Raw genomic sequence first — 17,952 nt, 5'->3', positions numbered from 1 at the left:
ACTGTGTCCCGCCGCTCGCGCGGCGGCCAATCTGATGGGATGACGGAGGAGAAACGCATGGTTTCCATCCAGCATCCCACCTATCTTTCGGGGATTTCCCTTCACTCGCCGTGTCCCATCGTGGACTCTCCGGCGGGAGAGTCACCATCGCATGATTGAATGGACGCTGAAGAAGATCATCGGGACCAAGAACGAGCGTGAGCTCCGGAAGACGGGTCCCAAGGTCCAACGCATCAACGCGTTGGAGAGCAAGATGCGGGAGCTCAAGGACGAGGACTTTCCCGCGGCCACCGCGCGCATGAAACAGGAGGTGCAGAACGGCCGTCCGCTGGACGACCTGCTCTGCGAGTCCTTCGCGCTGGTGCGCGAGGCCGCCCGCCGGGTGATCGGCCAGCGGCACTACGACGTGCAGCTCATCGGCGGCATGTTCCTGCACCAGGGCTGCATCGCGGAGATGCGCACGGGCGAGGGCAAGACGCTCACCGCCACCCTGCCCAGCTACCTCAACGCCCTGTCCAACCGCGGCGTGCACATCGTCACGGTGAACGACTACCTGGCCCGGCGTGACGCCGAGCAGATGGGTCGCATCCACCGCTTCCTGGGCATGACGACGGGCTGCATCCTGCACGAGCTCAACGACCGGCAGCGCCAGGAGGCCTACCGGGCGGACATCACCTACGGGCAGAACAACGAGTTCGGCTTCGACTACCTGCGCGACAACATGAAGTTCCGTCTGCAGGACTACGTCCAGCGCGAGCTCAACTACGCCATCGTCGACGAGGTGGACTCCATCCTCATCGACGAGGCGCGCACCCCGCTCATCATCTCCGGCCCCACCGACGACACCACCGACAAATACTACAAGGTCGACAAGGTGATTCCGGGGCTCGTGCCGGATCAGGACTACATCCTGGACGAGAAGCACAAGTCGGTGTCGCTCACGGACGCGGGCATCGAGAAGGTGCAGAAGCGCCTGAGCATCGCCAACCTCTACGATCCGGCGGAGATCGAGACGCTCCACCACGTGGACCAGGCGCTGCGCGCGCATACGCTCTACAAGCGCGACCGCGACTACGTGGTGCGTGACGGCGAGGTGATGATCGTCGACGAGTTCACCGGCCGCCTGATGAAGGGGCGCCGCTGGTCGGATGGCCTGCACCAGGCCGTCGAGGCCAAGGAAGGCGTGAACATCGAGAACGAGAACCAGACGCTGGCGACCATCTCGTTCCAGAACTACTTCCGCATGTACTCCAAGCTCTCGGGCATGACCGGCACCGCCGACACCGAGGCCGAGGAGTTCGCGAAGATCTACAACCTCGAGGTCCGCGTGGTGCCGACCAACCGGCCCATGATCCGTCAGGACCTGGAGGACGTGGTCTACAAGACCGAGCGCGAGAAGTTCGAGGCGGTGTGCAAGGACATCGAGGAGCTGCACAAGAAGGGGCAGCCGGTGCTCGTGGGCACGGTGTCCATCGCCAAGAGCGAGGTGGTGGCCAGCTTCCTGAGCAAGCGGGGCATCCCCCACAACGTGCTCAACGCCAAGCAGCACGAGCGCGAGGCGGACATCATCGCGCAGGCGGGCCGCAAGGGCGCCATCACCATCTCCACCAACATGGCCGGCCGCGGCACGGACATCCTCCTGGGCGGCAACCCGGAGACGATGGCCAAGCACGAGGTGGGCGCCGAGCCCCAGCCTCCGCCGCCCAGCCCCGACGGCCAGCCGGTGGACCTCACCGGCTACCAGCAGGAACTCGCCGCGCACAAGCAGCGCTTCGAGGAGGCGCTGGCGAAGTTCAAGGCGCAGACGTCCCGCGAGCGCGAGGAGGTCATGGCGGCCGGGGGCCTGTGCATCATCGGCACCGAGCGCCACGAGTCGCGCCGCATCGACAACCAGCTGCGCGGCCGCGCGGGCCGCCAGGGTGACCCTGGCACGAGCCGCTTCTACCTGTCGCTCGAGGACGACCTGATGCGCATCTTCGGCTCCGAGCGCATCTCGGGGCTGATGGAGCGCCTGGGCATGGAGGAGGGCGAGGTCATCGAGCACGTGTGGCTCAGCCGCGCCATCGAGAGCGCCCAGCGGCGGGTGGAAGGCCACAACTTCGACATCCGCAAGAACCTGCTCGAGTACGACGACGTGATGAACCAGCAGCGGCGCACCATCTACAAGCTGCGCCGCAAGGTGCTGGCCGCCGGCGCCGGCATCCCGCTCGTGGAGTACGACGAGGACAAGAAGACGCGCGTCAAGCTGCGCACCGAGCAGACCGTGTCCTGGGCGGACTACAAGGAGATGATCCTCGACGCCGTCGAGGACGTGATCGTGTCGCTCACCGACACCTACTGCCCGTCCAAGAACCCGGCGTCGTGGGACATCGAGGCGCTCGCGCGCGGTGTGAAGGACACGCTCAACCTGGAGATGTCCTTCGCCACGGCGGGCTCGCGCGAGGACATCCAGAACGACATCTACGCGACGGCGGAGAAGGTCATCCGCGCGCGCGAGGAGGAGTTCGGTGAGGAGTTCCTGCGCTTCCTCCAGGTGCGCTACCTCGTCTCCATCGACACGCTGTGGAAGGATCACCTGCTCGCCATGGACCACCTGCGCCAGGGCATCGGCCTGCGTGGCTACGGCCAGAAGGACCCCAAGCAGGAGTACAAGAAGGAGGGCTACTCGGGCTTCATGCAGATGCTCGGCGCCATCAGCGCGCAGTTCGTCAGCCAGATGATGCGGGTGCAGGCGCGCGCCGCCACCGCCGCCGCCGAGGAGACCGCCCGGCTCGCCCGGCAGATGGCCCAGCGTCAGCGCCAGATGCACGAGGGCCGCGCCGACGCCGACGGCAAGCTCGCCGAGCCGGCCGCTCCCCGTCCCGCCGCGACGCGTCAAGCCGCCGCCCCGAGCGGGGGCCCCAAGGTGGGCCGCAATGATCCGTGCCCCTGCGGCAGTGGCAAGAAGTACAAGAAGTGCCACGGCGCCAACGAGGCCAGCGTCTAGGACTTGACGCCGCCCGGCTCCTCGCCCTCCGGGGGAGCCGGATTCCCCACTCCCGCCCCTCCCGCCGTGCGCGTGAAGCTTGCATGGCCGGGAGGGGTTTTGTTAGAGAAGCCGCGCCCGCCGCCGGCCCAGGCTGGTGGCGGGTTTTTCACCGCAGTCAACCCACTTCACACACGCGCGTCCCGGCCCTCGGTGCTTCCGTCGAGGAGGCAACGGCCGGACCTTCCCCGCGCGTGGAGGACGAACCGAGATGGAAACGCAAGACACGACGCAGCAGCAGGCCATGGCCGCCGCCAGCGGCATCACGATGCGGCAGCTCCTGGAGGCCGGTGTTCACTTCGGCCACCAGACGAAGCGCTGGAACCCCAAGATGAAGCCCTTCATCTTCGGCGCCCGCAACGGCATCTACATCATCGACCTGCAGAAGACGGTCAACATGGCCCGCGCGGCCTTCCGCTTCGTGGCGGACATCACCGCGCGCGGTGGCTCGGTGCTCTTCGTGGGCACCAAGAAGCAGGCCCAGGACGTCATCCAGGAGGAGGCGCGCCGCTCGGGCCAGTTCTTCGTCACCAGCCGCTGGCTGGGTGGCACGCTGACCAACTTCAAGACCATCAAGCAGGGGATCGATCGGCTCAAGACCCTGGAGAAGATGGCCGAGGACGGCACCTTCGAGCGCCTGCCCAAGAAGGAAGTGGCGGCCCTGGAGCGCGAGCGCGAGAAGCTCGAGAAGAACCTGGGCGGCGTGAAGGAGATGACCAAGCTGCCCAAGTGCATCTTCGTCATCGACCCGAAGAAGGAGCACATCGCCGTGCACGAGGCCAACCGCCTCGGCATCCCCGTCATCGGCGTGGTGGACACCAACTGCGACCCGGACGGCATCGACTTCGTCATCCCGGGCAACGACGACGCCATCCGCTCCATCAAGCTCTTCACCTCCAAGGTGGCCGAGTCCTGCATCGAGGGCGGCGCCCGCTACCGCGCCAGCGGCGCGGCGGAGCGTGACGAGGAGGAGGCCCGTGACGACCGCCGGGGTGAGCGCGAGGACCGCGGTGGCGATCGCCGGGGTCCCCGCCGCAACGACCGGGGCGGTGAGCGCCGCGGTGGTGAGCGTGGCGACCGCGGCGGTGACCGCCGGGGGCCGCTCGTGGAGATGAAGGGTGGCGCTTCCGCCGCCGCCTCGTCGGGCGAGTCCGCCTCTGGCGAGGGTGGCGAGACCGCCGCCGAGTAATGCCGTCCGCGCCCCTTCCACGGGGCGCGTGGAGTCCAGCCGGACGGCGCCCGCTCGCCGCCCGGCTTTTCTGTTTTCAACCGCAGCACCCCTGACAACCTCAATCGCCCCTCCCGCCGTCCAGGCGTCCGGAGAGGCCCCTGGAGACGCACATGGCCGACGTCAGCGCCACGATGGTGAAGGAACTCCGCGAGAAGACCGGCGCGGGCTTGATGGATTGCAAGAAGGCGCTCGCCGAGTCCGCGGGTGACTTCGTGAAGGCCGAGGAGTGGCTGCGCAAGAAGGGCATCGCCAAGGCGGGCAGCAAGGAAGGCCGCGTGGCGGCCGAGGGCCTCATCGGCTCCTACATCCACGGCGGCCGCATCGGCGTGCTCGTGGAGGTCAACTGCGAGACGGACTTCGTCGCCCGCAACCCGGACTTCCAGGAGCTGGTGAAGGACGTGGCCATGCACATCGCCGCGGCCAACCCCCTGTACGTGCGCCGCGAGGAGGTCGCCACCGACAAGCTGGACAAGGAGAAGGAGATCCAGCGCGAGCTGCTCAAGCAGCAGGGCAAGCCCGAGGCCATGTGGGACAAGATCCTCGTGGGCAAGGTGGAGAAGTACTACGAGCAGGTGTGCCTCGTGGACCAGTTCTGGGTGAAGGACGACAAGAAGAAGGTCGGCGAGATGATCAACGAGCGCGCCGCGAAGATTGGCGAGAAGGTCGCCGTGCGCCGCTTCGTCCGCTTCGAGGTGGGTGCCGGCATCGAGAAGAAGAAGGACGACCTGGCGGCCGAGGTGGCCAAGACGCTCGGCCAGGCCTGAGCCCCTCGCCTCCACGAGGAGGCGGACGAGGGCCGTGTCTCCCGGGGAAGCCCCGGGCGGCGCGGCCCTCTTCATTTGCGTGCCCGCCTCGCCCGAGGGCTTTCTGGCGGACGCCCGAGGCACTCCGGCGTTGATGCGGCCGGGACGAGGGGATAGAAGCGGGGCCAATGTCCGCTCCAGCCTCGTCACCGCGCTACAAGCGCATCCTGCTCAAGCTGTCTGGCGAAGCCCTGATGGGTGAAGGGAAGTACGGCATCCACCCGCCCACGCTCACGCGCATTGCCTCGGAGTTGAAGGAGGTGGTGCAGGCCGGCGTGGAGCTGGCCGTGGTCATTGGCGGAGGCAACATCTTCCGCGGCGTGGCCGGCTCCACCGAGGGCATGGATCGCGCGAGCGCCGACTACATGGGCATGCTCGCCACCTGCATCAACTCCATGGCGCTGCAGGACGCGCTGGAGAAGCAGGGCTGCCACACGCGCGTGCTCTCGGCCATCAAGATGGAGCAGATCGCCGAGCCCTACATCCGCCGGCGCGCCGTGCGCCACCTGGAGAAGGGCCGCATCGTCATCTTCGCCGCCGGCACCGGCAACCCCTACTTCACCACCGACACCGCCGCCTCCCTGCGCGCCATGGAGATCAACGCCGAGGTCATCCTCAAGGCCACCAAGGTGGACGGCGTGTACAACGCGGATCCCAAGAAGGACTCCTCCGCGCGCCGCTACCGGACGCTCACGTACATGGACGTGCTCCAGCAGAACCTGAACGTGATGGACTCCACCGCCATCTCGCTCTGCATGGACAACAAGCTGCCCATCATCGTGTTCGACCTGACCCAGCGCGGCAACATCGCCAAGGCGACCCTGGGGCAGCTCGGGGAGATTGGCACCCTGGTGGGCGTGGGCGAGACCGCCTGGGCCTGAGGCAGTACGGACGCTTCGCAAGGAGACCTGCACATGGCAGACGTCGTGACCGATCTGAAGGGCCGTATCGACAAGACGCTCGATGATCTCAAGAAGGAGCTCACCAAGGTGCGCACCGGCCGCGCCAGCCCCAACCTGCTGGACGGCATCCGGGTGGACTACTACGGCACCCCCACGCCCCTGAGCGGCGTGGCCAACGTCACCTCGCCCGAGCCCCGGCTCATCATCATCAAGCCCTGGGAGAAGAGCGTCCTCAAGGACATCGAGAAGGCCATCCGCGAGGCCAACCTCGGCATCAACCCGATGAACGACGGCGAGGTCATCCGCCTGCCCTTCCCCCCGCTCACCGAGGAGCGGCGCAAGGAGATCGCCAAGCAGGTGAAGACCAAGGGCGAGGATCACAAGGTCGCCATCCGCAACATCCGCCGCGACGCCAACGAGGCGCTCAAGGCGCAGCTCAAGGACAAGAAGATCACCGAGGACGACTCCAAGCGCCTGACGGAAAAGGTGCAGAAGGAGACGGACGAGGGCGTGAAGAAGGTCGACGAGATCATCTCCAAGAAGGAGAAGGAAGTGATGGAGGTCTGAGATGGCGCTGGTCCTCGTCGCGGAGCCCTCGGTCGCGGTGGCCGGGGCGCTGCGCCGCTTCCTGGAGGGTGCCGGCCATGAGGTGTTGGTGGCCGGCGCGGTCCCGGAGGCCCTGGAGCGGGTGCGCGAGCTGGCGCCCGTCCTCGTGCTGTCTTCCGTCACGGAGAGTTTCGACGGGGAGAGCCTCTGCCGGCAGGTGAAGGAGGAGCTGCCGGGCACGCCGGTGCTGCTGCTCTACCTGCCGGAGGAGGAGAGCCCCGAGACGCGCTCGGCCTCCGCCGGAGCCGAGGCGTGTCTGGTGGGGCCCCTCAAGCGCGCCACCGTGGTGTCGTGCGTGAGCCTGATGATCCAACTCTCCAAGGCGCGCGAGGCGGTGTCGGTGGCGCGCACCGAGATGCAGCTCCTGCAGCAGCAGGGCAACCGCCGCGAGGCGACGGTGCCGCTGACGGACCTGGAGTTCTTCAAGCGGTTGCTCTTCATGGAAGTCAAGCGCAGCCGCCGCTACCGCTACCCCATCGCCTACCTGCTCCTGGAGCCGGATCGCTACGCGGAGACGCTCGCGTCGCTGCCGCCCCCGCTGCGCACGTCCGCGCTGGCGGAGACGCTCCGGCACATCAGCGACGGGCTGCGGGACATCGACGTGGCGGTGCCCTTCGCCGAGGGGCGCTTCATCATCTTCCTGCCCTATACCCCCTACGAGGGGGCCCTGGTGGTGGCGGAGCGGTTGCGCCAGCGCGTCAAGCAGGTGGAGTCCGTCCAGGGCCTCACGGCGTCGCTGGGCGTCGCGGTGTTCGAGCCGTCGGCGGCCAAGGGCCAGGCCCAGGTGAGCTTCGGCAGCCTGATGAAGGAGGCGGGCGAGGCCCTGCGCCGCGCGCAGGCGGACGGCGGAGATCGCGTCGTGGGGCGCGCGGTGGTCTCGGAGCCCGCCGCGTCGGCGGCCTCGGACGCCGCCCCGGAGACGACTCCGGAGGAGCAGGAGTAGCAGTCAGGCCCCTCCCTCCCACCGGTGGAGGAGGGGGGCCGGCACGCCTCCTGTCAGGCGCGGTAGGTGAGCGGCTCGCCGGAGATGTCCTGGACGACGTCCGCCACGAAGCGGAACAGCTCGAGCCCCTTGCCCTTGTCGTCCAGCCAGAGGCCCCGGGTGGGCTCGTAGGAGAAGTGGATGCCCTGCCCGCGGCCGGCGACCCAGATCTGCCGCACGGCGCGCTGGGTGTTGACGATGCACTTCTCGCGCGAGGCGCTGGTGAGCGTCACCATGTCGCCCGTGCTCTCGGCCTCCAGCACGTCGGGATCAATCCCGTCCGCCGCGGCGAGGATGCGCTTGAACGCCCCCGCCACGAGCTGGTTGTAGGTGGCCTCGTCCATCATCGGCTACTGGAGGACGTCGATGATCTGCTGGCCCGGCGAGGCGAAGAAGAGCAGCTTCGCGGGGGCGGGAGCGACGCCGGGCTCGGTGGCGTCCGGGCGCTCGATGGCGATGACGGTGCCGGGGCTCACCTGCTTGGGGAACGACTGCATCCCGAGCAGGTGGGTGGCCAGGGCGCCCATGGAGGGCTGATGGCCCACGAGGATGATGTTCTCGCCCGCGTGCTCGTCGATGACGGGCGTCACGGCTCCCACCGGCATGTCCGGCAGCAGGCAGCGGTGCACTCGCAGCGGCCCCTCGTGCTTCAGGGAGGTGGAGAGCATTTGCGCCGTCTGCACCGTGCGCACCAGTGGGCTCGTGAGCACGAGCGAGACTGTACCGATGCGCTCCGCCAGCGACGCGAAATGCGCGGCCGTGTTGGCTCGGGCCTTGGCAGTGAGCGCGCGAGCCTCGTCGCCGAGTCCCTCGGGGGCCTCCGCGTCCGCCTCTCCGTGCCTTACCAGGAAGATCCTCAAGGTGCCTCCACCGCTACCTGAACGAACCGCGGTTCGTACACGACCGCGAATGGGTTGGTCAAAGGTAATGCGGCGATTGTTGGATGTTGGGGCCTTGCCCGCTGGCCAGCAGGCAGCCAGAGCACCTCCGGCCGGTCCGACCCCAGCCCCGTGGCGGCCGGGGAACCCCTATACTGCGCCCTTTTCCTCGATGGGGTAGGTACGCCCCCAGGAGGCTCCTGGATGCGCAAGGTGTTGTGGGTGGTGTTCGCCGCTGGCCTGTTGTCCGGATGCAAGAAGGAAGGGCCCGCCGCCACGGCCGGGCCGAGGCAGGAGGCGCAGGCCGGCCGGGAGGAGGCCCCGGGCACGGGCGCCGACCCCTTCGATGACAGCAAGCCCTATGTGCTGACGCGGGAGAAGCTGGATGCCTATGTGAGCTACCAGCGCACGGTGCAGTCGGCCTACGCCGCCGTGGCCCGGGAGCTCCAGGCGGCCCGGGCCCGCTTCCAGGAGGCTCCCGGCACCCCCGCCCGGGGCCAGGGCCGCCTGTCCGAGTCCATGAAGGCCATCGAGAGCAAGGCGGAGCTCGAGGACAAGGCGCGCCGCGACGTGGGCCTGAGCGAGCAGGACGTCAACCGCATCGGCTCGCTGGTGACGGACGTCATCACCCAGCGGCACATGGCGGCCATGCTGGACCTGTCCGGAGAACTCCAGAAGCTCGAGCAGATGCAGGCCCGGCTCAAGCCCGAGCAGGCCGCGGAGCTGGCGCCGCAGATCGACGCCATGCGCCTGCGCCTGCAGGAGACGGAGAAGCTCGCCTCGGTGCGCAAGGTCCACGGGGACGCCAACGTGGACCTGGTGCTCACCCGGGAGCAGGAGCTGATGAACAACTACCAGGACATGCTCCGCTCGTTCGGGGGCAGGGCCCAGTAGGCGCCCACCCCCCCCCACCGGAGCCTGCACGCGGGCCTACACGCGGCGCAGGCCGGGCACCTTCTTGAGCAGCTGCGCCAGGTACAGGTCCGACATCTTCTCCAGGACCGTGTTGCCGCGCAGCCGCTGGTTGAGGTTGGCGAAGTCCACCTCGTCCAGGCGCTGATCCTGGTTGAAGCAGGAGAACACCCACGTCTCCTTGCCCGTCTTCGGATCCACGTGCCGCTGCAGGCACTGCGCGCAGATCTCCTTCATCATGCACTGCATGGGCGAGTTGATGGAGCCGATCGCCTCGTGCTCGGGCTTGAGGTGGGGCTGGAGCACCCCGTGCCGGGCCTCCTGCACCGCGCGCATCATCCGGTCCGAGCCGATGGCGATGATGCGATCCACCTGGCTGAAGGAGACCAGGGGCTTCGTGCTCAGCTCACCCTTGGCGTAGGCGAGCATCGCCTGCACCACGTTGCCCCGGAAGGACGAGTCCTGGGGACGCCGCGGCTCGATGGTATCGCCCGCGTCCACCGACCACACCACCTGGTCCGTGGAGGCCTCGATCTCCTCGTGCTTGAAGACGTCCGCGCGCTGACGGAAGCCGGCGAAGTACACCACCTTGCACCCGGCGGCGCGCAGCGAGCGCGCGATGGAGAAGAGCACCGCGTTGCCCAGGCCTCCGCCCACCAGCAGCACCGTCTCGTTGTGCGGGATCTCCGTGGGCGCGCCCGTGGGACCCATCACCACCACCGGCTCGCCCGGCTTGAGCGCCGCGCACAGCCGGGACGAGGAGCCCATCTCCAGCACGATGGTGCCCATGAGCCCCTTCTCCTTGTCCACCCACGCGCCCGTGAGCGCCAGGCCCTCCATGGTGAGCCGCACCCCGTCCACCACCGTCGCCGTCCGCTCGAAGTTCTGCAGCCGGTAGAACTGGCCGGGCTCGAAGTGCTGCGCGGCGAAGGGCGCCTTCACCACCACCTCCACGATGGTGGGCGTGAGCCGGTTGACCGTCACCACGCGCGCGAGCAACGCCTCGTCCAGCTTGCCGAAGTGCGCCGCCAGCTTCTCGTCGCGCCGCGCCTGCGCCAGCTCGTCGTTGAAGTCCAGCGCCGCCACTTCCTTCGCGTACAGCCGCGCCACCTCGGGGTAGCCATCCTTCGCGCTCGCCATGGCCTTCACCACGTTGCCCGCGTAGGTGGGGTGGTTGTCTCCGAAGTAGGAAACGAAGTGGCCCTCCTTGCGGTACGAGGTGAAGAAGCCCACCTTCGCGCCGATGTCCTCCACCGGCTTCACCTCGGACAGGGAGAAGCCCTCGGGGGACTCGGCCAGCTCGTAGCTGCGGAAGTACTCCTTGTTCTCGTCCAGCTCGAAGGTGCCCGGGTACTCCTTCTCGTAGGTGACGTTGGGCGCCGTGCCGGCCGCCACGCACACCGTGCGCGCGGGCATCTCGAAGAACTCGCCGCTGCCGCGCAGCTTGCCGTCCTTCGTCACCATGCGCTCGAAGCGCAGCGCCCGCACCGCGCCCTTCTCGTCCGCCAGCGCCTCCACCGGGCTCATGCGCTCGATGAAGCGGATGCCCTCCTCGAGCGCCTTGGACACCTCCTCGTGGTTGAGGCGGTAGGCGGGCGACTCGGTGAGGCCGCGGCGGTACACCAGGCTCACGCCGCCCCAGCCGCGCACCAGCCGGATGAAGTCCGGCGCCCGTCCCTCGGCCTTCGCGCTCTCGCGCTCGGCGCGCACCGCCCGGCCATGCTCCAGGAAGGTGAGGTAGGTCGCCTTCTCCTCGGGATCCAGCCGCGCGAGCACCGTCTCCTCGCCCAGCTCCGCCACGAGCTGCTCGTGCCGCAGCAGCGTCTTCTCCACCTGCACCGGGTAGTACGCCATCAGCTCCGTGGCGGTGTCGATGCCGGTGAGGCCACCGCCGATGACGATGGCCGGCAGGCGCACCTGGAGGTTGGTGAGCGAGTCGCGCTTGAAGGCGCCCGTGAGCTGCAGCGCCATGAGGAAGTCGCTCGCCTTGCGGATGCCCCGGATGAGGTTGTTCTTCATCCCGATGATGGTGGGCTTGCCCGCGCCCGCGGCGATCGCGAGGTGATCGAACCCCATCTTCCACGCGTCCTCGATGGTGAGCGTGCCACCGAAGCGGATGCCGCCGTAGATGCGCAGGTTCTCGCGCCGCTCGAGCGTCAGGTGGAGCAGGGTGAGGAAGTTCTTGTCCCAGCGCACGGTGATGCCGTACTCGGACACGCCGCCGAAGCCCTCCTGGATGCGCTCGTCCAGCTCGCGGGTGATGGCGTGCCAGTCGTGGATGGGCAGGAGCTTCTTGCCGTTGCGGCCCACCAGCTCGTCCGGGAAGGGCTCGATCTTCAGGCCGTCGATGCCCACCACGCCAAAGCCCTCGTTCACCAGGTAGTGCGAGAGCGTGTAGCCCGCGGGGCCCATGCCCACCACGAGCACGTTGCGGCCCACGTACGGCAGCGCGTACGGACGACGCACGTTGAGCGGATTCCAGCGCGTGAGCAGGCCGTAGATCTCGAAGCCCCAGGGCAGGCCCAGCACCTCGGTGAGCGTGCCCGTCTCCGCCAGGGGGATGTTCACCGGCTCCTGCTTCTGGAAGACGCAGGCCTTCATGCAGTCGTTGCAGATGCGGTGGCCGGTGCCCGGACACATCGGGTTGTCCAGCATCACCATGGCCAGCGCGCCCACCGACAGGCCCTCGCGCTTGAGCGCGTGCGCCTCCGAGATGCGCTCGTCCAGCGGACAGCCGGTGAGCGGAATCCCCAGCGGGTTCTTCTTGTACGTGTGGCCCTCGGCCACCGGATCCTTCGCCACGAAGCCCGTGGAGCACGAGTCCTTCTTGCGCTCGTGGCAGATGACGCAGTAGTCCACCTCGCCCATCACCTCGCGCTGGGTGCCGCGCGGATCCGTCAGCTTGAAGCCGTCGCGGTAGCGCAGGTGGTGCTCCGAGCCCTGCGTGGCCTCGGGCATGTTCGGGTCCGGCCGCTCGAGCTGCACGAGCTGATCGAACACCAGCGGCTTGGGCACCCGGTGCGTGGGCCACTTGTGGAACAGCTCCTTCATCTCCGGGTGCAGCGCGCGCGCGTACGTCCAGCGGTCCGCCAGCGACAAGAGGTTGCGCACCGACTGCAGCTCCGCCTCGTCCGAGCCCTGCTGCACCAGGCTGGAGCCGAACGCCTCCTTGCCCTCGGGCGCCGACAGCAGCGCGGCGCGCAGGCCCGTCCACCGGGTGCGCAGCGTCTCGGACTGCTCGGGCGTGAGGGGCGGCAGGTTGCCGGAGGTGCCGGAGAACAGCCGCTCCAGATCCATCAGCGTGAGCAGCGACTCGGCCAGCGCGCGCTCCACGTCGTCGCTCGCGAGCGCCTCGGGGAAGGCGAGCGACAGCATCAGCCGCATCCGCGCGTCCAGCGACGGGTACTCGGCGAGCGAGGGGCGATCCGCGGCGCCCTTCTTGAACACGCGGCGGGTGATGAACTCGCGCTTGAAGTCGAACAGGGGCAGCTCGCTCTTGAGCGAGCGCGCCAGCCGGTCCGACTCGGCCTCGACGCCGAAGAGCTTGGACACGAAGGCGCCCACATGGCGCGCCACGCGGATGAGCAGCTCGGACTCGGCGGGGCCCTCGAGGCCCTTGCCGCCCGCCTTGCGGTAGGCGTCGAAGCTCTGGAAGAGCTCGGGCTCGTCCTTGGCCAGCTGGGCGTCGAAGTGATCGGACAGGCGGCGCAGCCCGCGCGGACGGTAGAGATCCTCGAAGCTGAAGCCGGGAATACCGAGGGTCAGCGCGGGTCCGTCGTTGGAAGGAAGAGCGTTCAAGGATTGCATGTCACGGGCCGTCAAGGAGAGAGGGCAACCAGAGTGGAACGGCTGCTGGATCCGCTCCTATTTCGCGACTTACCGCCTGGAAAGCAAGCGGGACCGCCAGCCGGGCGGGAGGGCGTGCCCCGCCCCTTCTCCCCCTCGGCCCCGCTATTTCAGCAGGAGCACCTCGTAGGGACCCGCCGTGAGCCGCTCGTGGGGCCAACCCTCCCGGCGGAGCGTGGCTTCCCAGGGTCCGGGAACGAGGTAGCGGGAGCCGGGAACGATCGCGGAGAAGAGCAGGGCCCGCCGCGCGGCCGATTCGAACCGGCGCGAGTAGGGGGCATACCGGTTGTCGCCGGTGCCGGGCGCCACGGTCACCTGTTCCTTCCAGAGGTAGGTGAGCCGATAGGCGACCCAATAGTCGGCGACGGCGGCCTCCACGCCCCGCTGCTGGAGCGCGCTCAACAATACCCGGGCATCATCGCCGTTGCCCTCCGGGGTGATTCGCGGCAGTCCGTGGTGGATCCATCCGCCATGGCCCCGCCAGCCCGCCACGCCGAAGTGCGCGATCACCGGTAGCAGCAGGGCGGACACCCACACCGTCCCCCGCCCCCGCGGGAGCCGGGCGAGCACGGGTGACACCAGCAGTGGAAATCCCAGCAACACGGGCACGAGGTAGCGCGCGCTCATCAAATCCTGCGGACGGCGGGTGAAGAGGAACGCCACGAGGGATGCCCCCATCCAGGCCGCGCCACACCAGGCGAGCCGGCGCGCGCTCCACTCCATCCCAGGGGCGAGGCTCAGGAGCGCTCCCGCCACCGCCATTCCAGCGAAGAGCCCCATGCCCACCGAGGCGAGTACGAGCCAGGGTCCCTCCAGCACCTGCTCGGGCCGATCGAAGCCCGTGGTCGTGGCGAACAGCTTGGTGCCGGTGACATAGGGCAGGCACTTGCTCCAGAAGAGCGGCCAGTTGTGCTTCAGGTTCGACCAGGACAGCTCGCTGAGCTGGGGCGCCTCCATCCTGGCCAGCCAGCGCGGGATGCTCCCGAGTCCGAAGCCCACGAGCGCCCCGCCCAGCGCGAGCCACCGGGACGCGCGTGGCTCCCATGCCCACCCCAACAGGTAGAGCACCACCCCGGGCAGCAACTGCAGGACGAAGAGGTCCGTGTAGTAGCCCAGCCCCACGGCTCCTCCGGCCATCACCGCGAGCAGCAGCCGGCGGGTGGAAGAGCCGGCCCGCGCGGAGCGCTCGGCGAGGTACAGCCCGGCGAAGAGCAGGGTGAAGGCCCAGATGCGGAAGGCGCTGTAGGTGAGGAAGTTGAGCGGCTCGGGGCAGACCGCGACGCAGGCCGCGGCGAGCGCCGCCCACCTGGAGGGCAACCGACGCCGCAGCGCGCCATACAGGCAGAGCACCAGCAGCGCATGCCCCAGCACCGACGACACGGCGAGCGAGGCGCGGATGGGCAGCAGCAGCTCCACCAGCCGCGCCATCACGGGCGCGGTCACGCCCTGGTAGGTCGTTCCCCAGAGCAGCAGGGGTCTCGGTCCTTCTCCCAGGTGCCAGGCCTGCAACCCCACCACGGCGATGTCCGAGTCGAGCGCGCCGAAGTTGAGGATCGCCGGGAGACGGAACAGGAACGTGAGCAGCACCAGCAGCGCGCCCCCGCCGAGTCCCCGCCCGGCTCCAGGCGGGGCGTTGTCCACCGCGTTCATGTGGCGGGGGGGGGCGTGGTCGCCGGAGCCGGGGTCCGTGCCTCGAGGGGCCGAGCGGGGGCGTTCCAGGCGGCGAGCGCGCAGCAGAGGGCGGCGACGATGAAGTAGTAGTAGTTGCAGAACGCCTGCTTGCTGAAGGCGAAGAAGGCCATGAACAGCAGGCCCACCGCCAACGCGAAGCCCGCGGGGGTGCGAGGCGCTCGCCAGAGGGCGAGGCCGAGCGCGGGCAGCACCGCGACGAACCCCAGCAGGGACGGTGGCCGCACGCCCGTGCGCTGGTTCCACCAGGCGAGGTAGCTGAGCGACTCGACGCGGAAGGGCTGGCGGAACTGGAAGCCGATCAGATCCTGGAAGAAGGCCGCGGGATCGAGCACGGCGAAGGGCAGGGTGATGATCGCCGCGAGGGCCGCGGCCTTGAGCAGCGTGCGCACCGTGGCGCGCCAGGGCGAGGCGCCGGGGTGCAGCAGGACGACGAGTGGGGCGGCGAGCACCATGTAGTGCTTGATGGCGAAGAGCAGGCCCAGGGCCACGGGCAGCATCCGGGGCGAGCGGCAGGCACACCAGACGGTGAGCGCCAGCAGGAGCACGACATAGGTGTCCGTCCAGCCCTGCTCGAGCACGAAGAAGGTCCTCGGGGTGAAGAGGAAGACCGCCGCGGCCACCGCGGGCCAGCGCCCCGGTCGGCAATGCGTCATCAGCAACGCGGCCAGTCCCATCGCCACCAGGTTCGACCAGCGGTAGTCCCCGCCGAGCACGTATCCAGCGCCGGCGATCAGCAGGCTGAGCGGAGGGTAGGGGAAGCCCACCTGCACCCGGCCATCCACCAGCAGCCCCGGTCCATAGAACAGGTCGTGTCCGTAGATGTCCGGCATGGTGATGGCGTAGGGGTTCACACCCCGGCCCAGGGCCCGGAGCGCCTCGACATGCCAGGCGAAGACGTCGATGTGCGGCTGGGGAGAGGCACGCAAAATCCAGTAGCCCAGGGCCAGGTGGACGCCCACGAGGAGCGGCATCCGCCACCGGCCCAGCCACGAGCCGCTACCCAGTCCCGCCCCCGCGAGCACCGCCGCGGCCGCGATCCCCATGAGAAAGGGCTGGAAGCCTCCCTTTCCGGGCCGCAGGTACATGGCGGGCGAGGTCGTGGTGAGCTGGGCGAACTGCCAGATGAGACCCGCGCCCAGCACGAGCACCGCCACGCGCTCGGCATGCCGGGCGGCGTCCTCCCGCCGGAGCGTCGGCAGGACCAGGGCGAGCGTCGAGGTCACCAGCGCCACCGTGAGCCACGTCACCGACTCCGGATGGAGGTTTCCGTTGGACACCTGGATGGCGTAGCCGAGCCCCACGGCCGCGATGGCGACCAAGGGAGCGAAGAGGGCCCGATCGTCGGGAGAGGGGGTGTTCATGAGGGGGAGGTGGCGGTGGGCCGGGCGGAGACGATGAGCGTGCCCCCGCGCTCGAGCAGGGTGGTCAGGGTCACCGGGGGCATGGCCAGGGCGCTCAAGGCCGGGCCCAGGGCGAAGCTCAGGGCGCGCTCGGTGGGGCCGCCCTCCGAGGGCTTGCCGGTGAGCCGATCGAAGAAGACGTTGGGCGTGGGCATCAGCACGTTGAGGGCACTCTGGGCGACGCCCATCACGTCGTACTCGAACTCCTGGTGCCAGTGGCGCTCCACGCGGAGCCCGGCGCGCTCGACCATGCGCGTGAGCGACCCTCGGCCGAAGTGGTACAGGTGGCGGGGCACGTCCAGGTGGAACCACGCGGGGCCGAAGAGGCGGGCCTGGACTCCATCCGCGTCGGGCACCGCCAGCACGATGACGCCTCCAGGCGCCAGGGCGCCCGAGAGCATCCGGAGGCTGGCCAGCGGATCCCTCAGGTGCTCCAGGCTGTGCCAGAGCGTGATGCAGTCGAACTTCCCGCCAGGCAGCACCTCCTCGATGCGCTCGTACACCTCGAGCCCCGCCTCACGTGCTCCTCGCGGGTTGAACTCCGTGCCCAGCACCCGCCAGCCCCGCTTCCGGGCGGCGAGCAGGAAGGAGCCATCTCCGCAGCCCACGTCCAACAGCCGGCCTCCCGTGCTCCTCCCCGCCGCCTGCCGCACGAGCCGCAGCCGCCGGGCGTTGCACCAGGCGGCCGTCATCCCATGCCGGCCACCGTGGTAGGTCTCTCCGTAGTAGGGCGTGAGATCCTCGGGCTGGGGCAGCGTGTGCCCCAACCCACAGTCCTGGCACTCGTCGAGGGTGAAGACATCACGCGTGCGCGGATCCACCACCCGGGCGAAGCGGGTCCTCAGTGGGCCGCCACAGCCCACGCACTTCACGAGCGCGACTCCGCCGCCTGGGAGGAAGGCCCGGTCGGCAGCGTCAGCTTGCGCCCCTCTGGCGAGAGGAAGCGCGGATGGAGGAGCCCCATCCGGGTCAGCCGCAACTGGGCCGCGGTCTCCAGCACGCCGAAGCCGTAGCGCACGCTCCTGGCGAAGCTGATGGAGGACGAGTCCGTCTCGTAGCGCGTGGGACAGCTCACCTCGCCGATGCGGAAGCCGAAGTGGATGGCCTGCACCAGCATCTGGTTGTCGAACACGAAGTCGTCGTCGTTCTCCTCCAGCGGCAGGGTGAGCAGCACCTCGCGCGAGAAGGCGCGATAGCCCGTGTGGTACTCGCTGAGGCGGTGGTCGACGAGGATGTTCTCCACGGCGGTGAGGACGCGGTTGGCCACGAACTTGTAGAGCGGCATGCCGCCCTGGAGCGCCGACTTGCCCAGGATGCGCGAGCCCAGCGCGATGTCGTAGACGCCGCTGCTGATGCACGAGGTCAGCGCGGGGATGAGCTTGGGCGTGTACTGGTAGTCGGGGTGGAGCATCACCACGATGTCCGCGCCTCGCTTGAGCGCCTCGGTGTAGCAGGTCTTCTGGTTGCCGCCGTAGCCCCGGTTCCTCGGGTGGACGATCGTGTGCACCCCCAGCGAGCGCGCGACCTCCGCCGTGCGATCCTTGGAGCCATCATCGACGAGGATGATGTCGTCGACGATGTCCTTGGGGATCTCGTCGTAGGTCTTCTGGACGGTGTTCTCGGCGTTGTACCCAGGCATCACGACACAAATCTTCTTGTTGTCGAGCATCGTTGT

Annotated in this window: 14 protein-coding genes; 7 read left to right on the top strand and 7 right to left on the bottom strand. The window is 68.8% G+C overall.

The genetic code is table 11. The features are described 5' to 3' along the window. Positions 1-151: 151 nt before the first annotated feature. The 6 genes from secA (at position 152) to CYFUS_RS54130 (ending at position 7,510) form a co-directional block, all read left to right on the top strand. A complete protein-coding gene (gene secA / locus CYFUS_RS36085) occupies positions 152-2,986 on the top strand; it encodes a preprotein translocase subunit SecA (RefSeq protein ID WP_095989342.1) in 2,835 nt (944 codons plus the stop codon). A 250-nt stretch (positions 2,987-3,236) separates the two neighbouring features. Then, entirely contained in the window at positions 3,237-4,214 is a 978-nt protein-coding gene (gene rpsB / locus CYFUS_RS36080; RefSeq protein WP_095989341.1) for a 30S ribosomal protein S2, read from the top strand. A gap of 152 nt (positions 4,215-4,366) precedes the next feature. Next, positions 4,367-5,020: a translation elongation factor Ts gene (gene tsf / locus CYFUS_RS36075; protein ID WP_095989340.1), complete on the top strand. Its 654-nt coding sequence runs from the start codon at positions 4,367-4,369 to the stop codon at positions 5,018-5,020. A gap of 167 nt (positions 5,021-5,187) precedes the next feature. Next, a complete protein-coding gene (gene pyrH / locus CYFUS_RS36070) occupies positions 5,188-5,940 on the top strand; it encodes a UMP kinase (RefSeq protein ID WP_095989339.1) in 753 nt (250 codons plus the stop codon). 33 nt (positions 5,941-5,973) lie between these two features. Further along, complete coding sequence (frr, locus tag CYFUS_RS36065; protein WP_095989338.1) at positions 5,974-6,528, top strand: ribosome recycling factor; 555 nt, start codon at positions 5,974-5,976, stop codon at positions 6,526-6,528. Position 6,529: 1 nt separating this feature from the next. Further along, positions 6,530-7,510 (top strand): diguanylate cyclase, encoded by a 981-nt coding sequence (locus tag CYFUS_RS54130; protein ID WP_095989337.1) that lies wholly within the window; start codon positions 6,530-6,532, stop codon positions 7,508-7,510. 53 nt (positions 7,511-7,563) lie between these two features. On the opposite strand, the gene cyaY is transcribed toward CYFUS_RS54130, so the two are convergent. Then, a complete protein-coding gene (gene cyaY, locus CYFUS_RS36055) occupies positions 7,564-7,896 on the bottom strand; it encodes an iron donor protein CyaY (RefSeq protein ID WP_002621580.1) in 333 nt (110 codons plus the stop codon). Between the two features lie 3 nt (positions 7,897-7,899). After that, a complete protein-coding gene (locus CYFUS_RS36050) occupies positions 7,900-8,409 on the bottom strand; it encodes a SixA phosphatase family protein (protein WP_095989336.1) in 510 nt (169 codons plus the stop codon). A 222-nt stretch (positions 8,410-8,631) separates the two neighbouring features. Here CYFUS_RS36050 and CYFUS_RS36045 point away from each other — a divergent pair, with 222 nt between their 5' ends. Beyond that, positions 8,632-9,321 carry a hypothetical protein gene (locus CYFUS_RS36045; protein WP_095989335.1) on the top strand — a complete coding sequence of 230 codons (690 nt, stop codon included), beginning with the start codon at positions 8,632-8,634 and terminating at the stop codon, positions 9,319-9,321. A gap of 36 nt (positions 9,322-9,357) precedes the next feature. On the opposite strand, the gene CYFUS_RS36040 is transcribed toward CYFUS_RS36045, so the two are convergent. From CYFUS_RS36040 to CYFUS_RS36020, 5 genes are all read right to left on the bottom strand, one after another. Further along, positions 9,358-13,146: an FAD-dependent oxidoreductase gene (locus CYFUS_RS36040; RefSeq protein ID WP_095989334.1), complete on the bottom strand. Its 3,789-nt coding sequence runs from the start codon at positions 13,144-13,146 to the stop codon at positions 9,358-9,360. Positions 13,147-13,290: 144 nt separating this feature from the next. Continuing rightward, complete coding sequence (locus CYFUS_RS36035) at positions 13,291-14,835, bottom strand: hypothetical protein (protein WP_095989333.1); 1,545 nt, start codon at positions 14,833-14,835, stop codon at positions 13,291-13,293. Further along, complete coding sequence (locus CYFUS_RS36030) at positions 14,832-16,238, bottom strand: hypothetical protein (RefSeq protein ID WP_157758861.1); 1,407 nt, start codon at positions 16,236-16,238, stop codon at positions 14,832-14,834. Before CYFUS_RS36030 ends, CYFUS_RS36035 begins: the two co-directional genes overlap by 4 nt. Further along, on the bottom strand, positions 16,235-17,149 hold the full coding sequence (locus CYFUS_RS36025) for a class I SAM-dependent methyltransferase (protein ID WP_095989331.1): 915 nt from the start codon (positions 17,147-17,149) through the stop codon (positions 16,235-16,237). Before CYFUS_RS36025 ends, CYFUS_RS36030 begins: the two co-directional genes overlap by 4 nt. Next, positions 17,146-17,946 (bottom strand): glycosyltransferase family 2 protein, encoded by an 801-nt coding sequence (locus CYFUS_RS36020; RefSeq protein WP_095989330.1) that lies wholly within the window; start codon positions 17,944-17,946, stop codon positions 17,146-17,148. The genes CYFUS_RS36025 and CYFUS_RS36020 overlap by 4 nt, the downstream gene beginning before the upstream one ends. Positions 17,947-17,952 lie beyond the last annotated feature (6 nt).

The sequence above is a fragment of the Cystobacter fuscus genome (genome assembly GCF_002305875.1).
In the GTDB taxonomy this organism is placed as follows: domain Bacteria; phylum Myxococcota; class Myxococcia; order Myxococcales; family Myxococcaceae; genus Cystobacter; species Cystobacter fuscus_A.
This window is presented reverse-complemented; position numbering and strand designations above follow the sequence as displayed.

Excerpts from the sequence above, each read along its gene's own strand:
- secA (WP_095989342.1), top strand. The coding sequence starts at position 152 with ATGATTGAATGGACGCTGAAGAAGATCATCGGGACCAAGAACGAGCGT.
- rpsB (WP_095989341.1), top strand. The coding sequence starts at position 3,237 with ATGGAAACGCAAGACACGACGCAGCAGCAGGCCATGGCCGCCGCCAGC.
- tsf (WP_095989340.1), top strand. The coding sequence starts at position 4,367 with ATGGCCGACGTCAGCGCCACGATGGTGAAGGAACTCCGCGAGAAGACC.
- pyrH (WP_095989339.1), top strand. The coding sequence starts at position 5,188 with ATGTCCGCTCCAGCCTCGTCACCGCGCTACAAGCGCATCCTGCTCAAG.
- frr (WP_095989338.1), top strand. The coding sequence starts at position 5,974 with ATGGCAGACGTCGTGACCGATCTGAAGGGCCGTATCGACAAGACGCTC.
- CYFUS_RS54130 (WP_095989337.1), top strand. The coding sequence starts at position 6,530 with ATGGCGCTGGTCCTCGTCGCGGAGCCCTCGGTCGCGGTGGCCGGGGCG.
- cyaY (WP_002621580.1), bottom strand. The coding sequence starts at position 7,896 with ATGATGGACGAGGCCACCTACAACCAGCTCGTGGCGGGGGCGTTCAAG.
- CYFUS_RS36045 (WP_095989335.1), top strand. The coding sequence starts at position 8,632 with ATGCGCAAGGTGTTGTGGGTGGTGTTCGCCGCTGGCCTGTTGTCCGGA.
- CYFUS_RS36040 (WP_095989334.1), bottom strand. The coding sequence starts at position 13,146 with ATGCAATCCTTGAACGCTCTTCCTTCCAACGACGGACCCGCGCTGACC.
- CYFUS_RS36035 (WP_095989333.1), bottom strand. The coding sequence starts at position 14,835 with ATGAACGCGGTGGACAACGCCCCGCCTGGAGCCGGGCGGGGACTCGGC.
- CYFUS_RS36030 (WP_157758861.1), bottom strand. The coding sequence starts at position 16,238 with ATGAACACCCCCTCTCCCGACGATCGGGCCCTCTTCGCTCCCTTGGTC.
- CYFUS_RS36020 (WP_095989330.1), bottom strand. The coding sequence starts at position 17,946 with ATGCTCGACAACAAGAAGATTTGTGTCGTGATGCCTGGGTACAACGCC.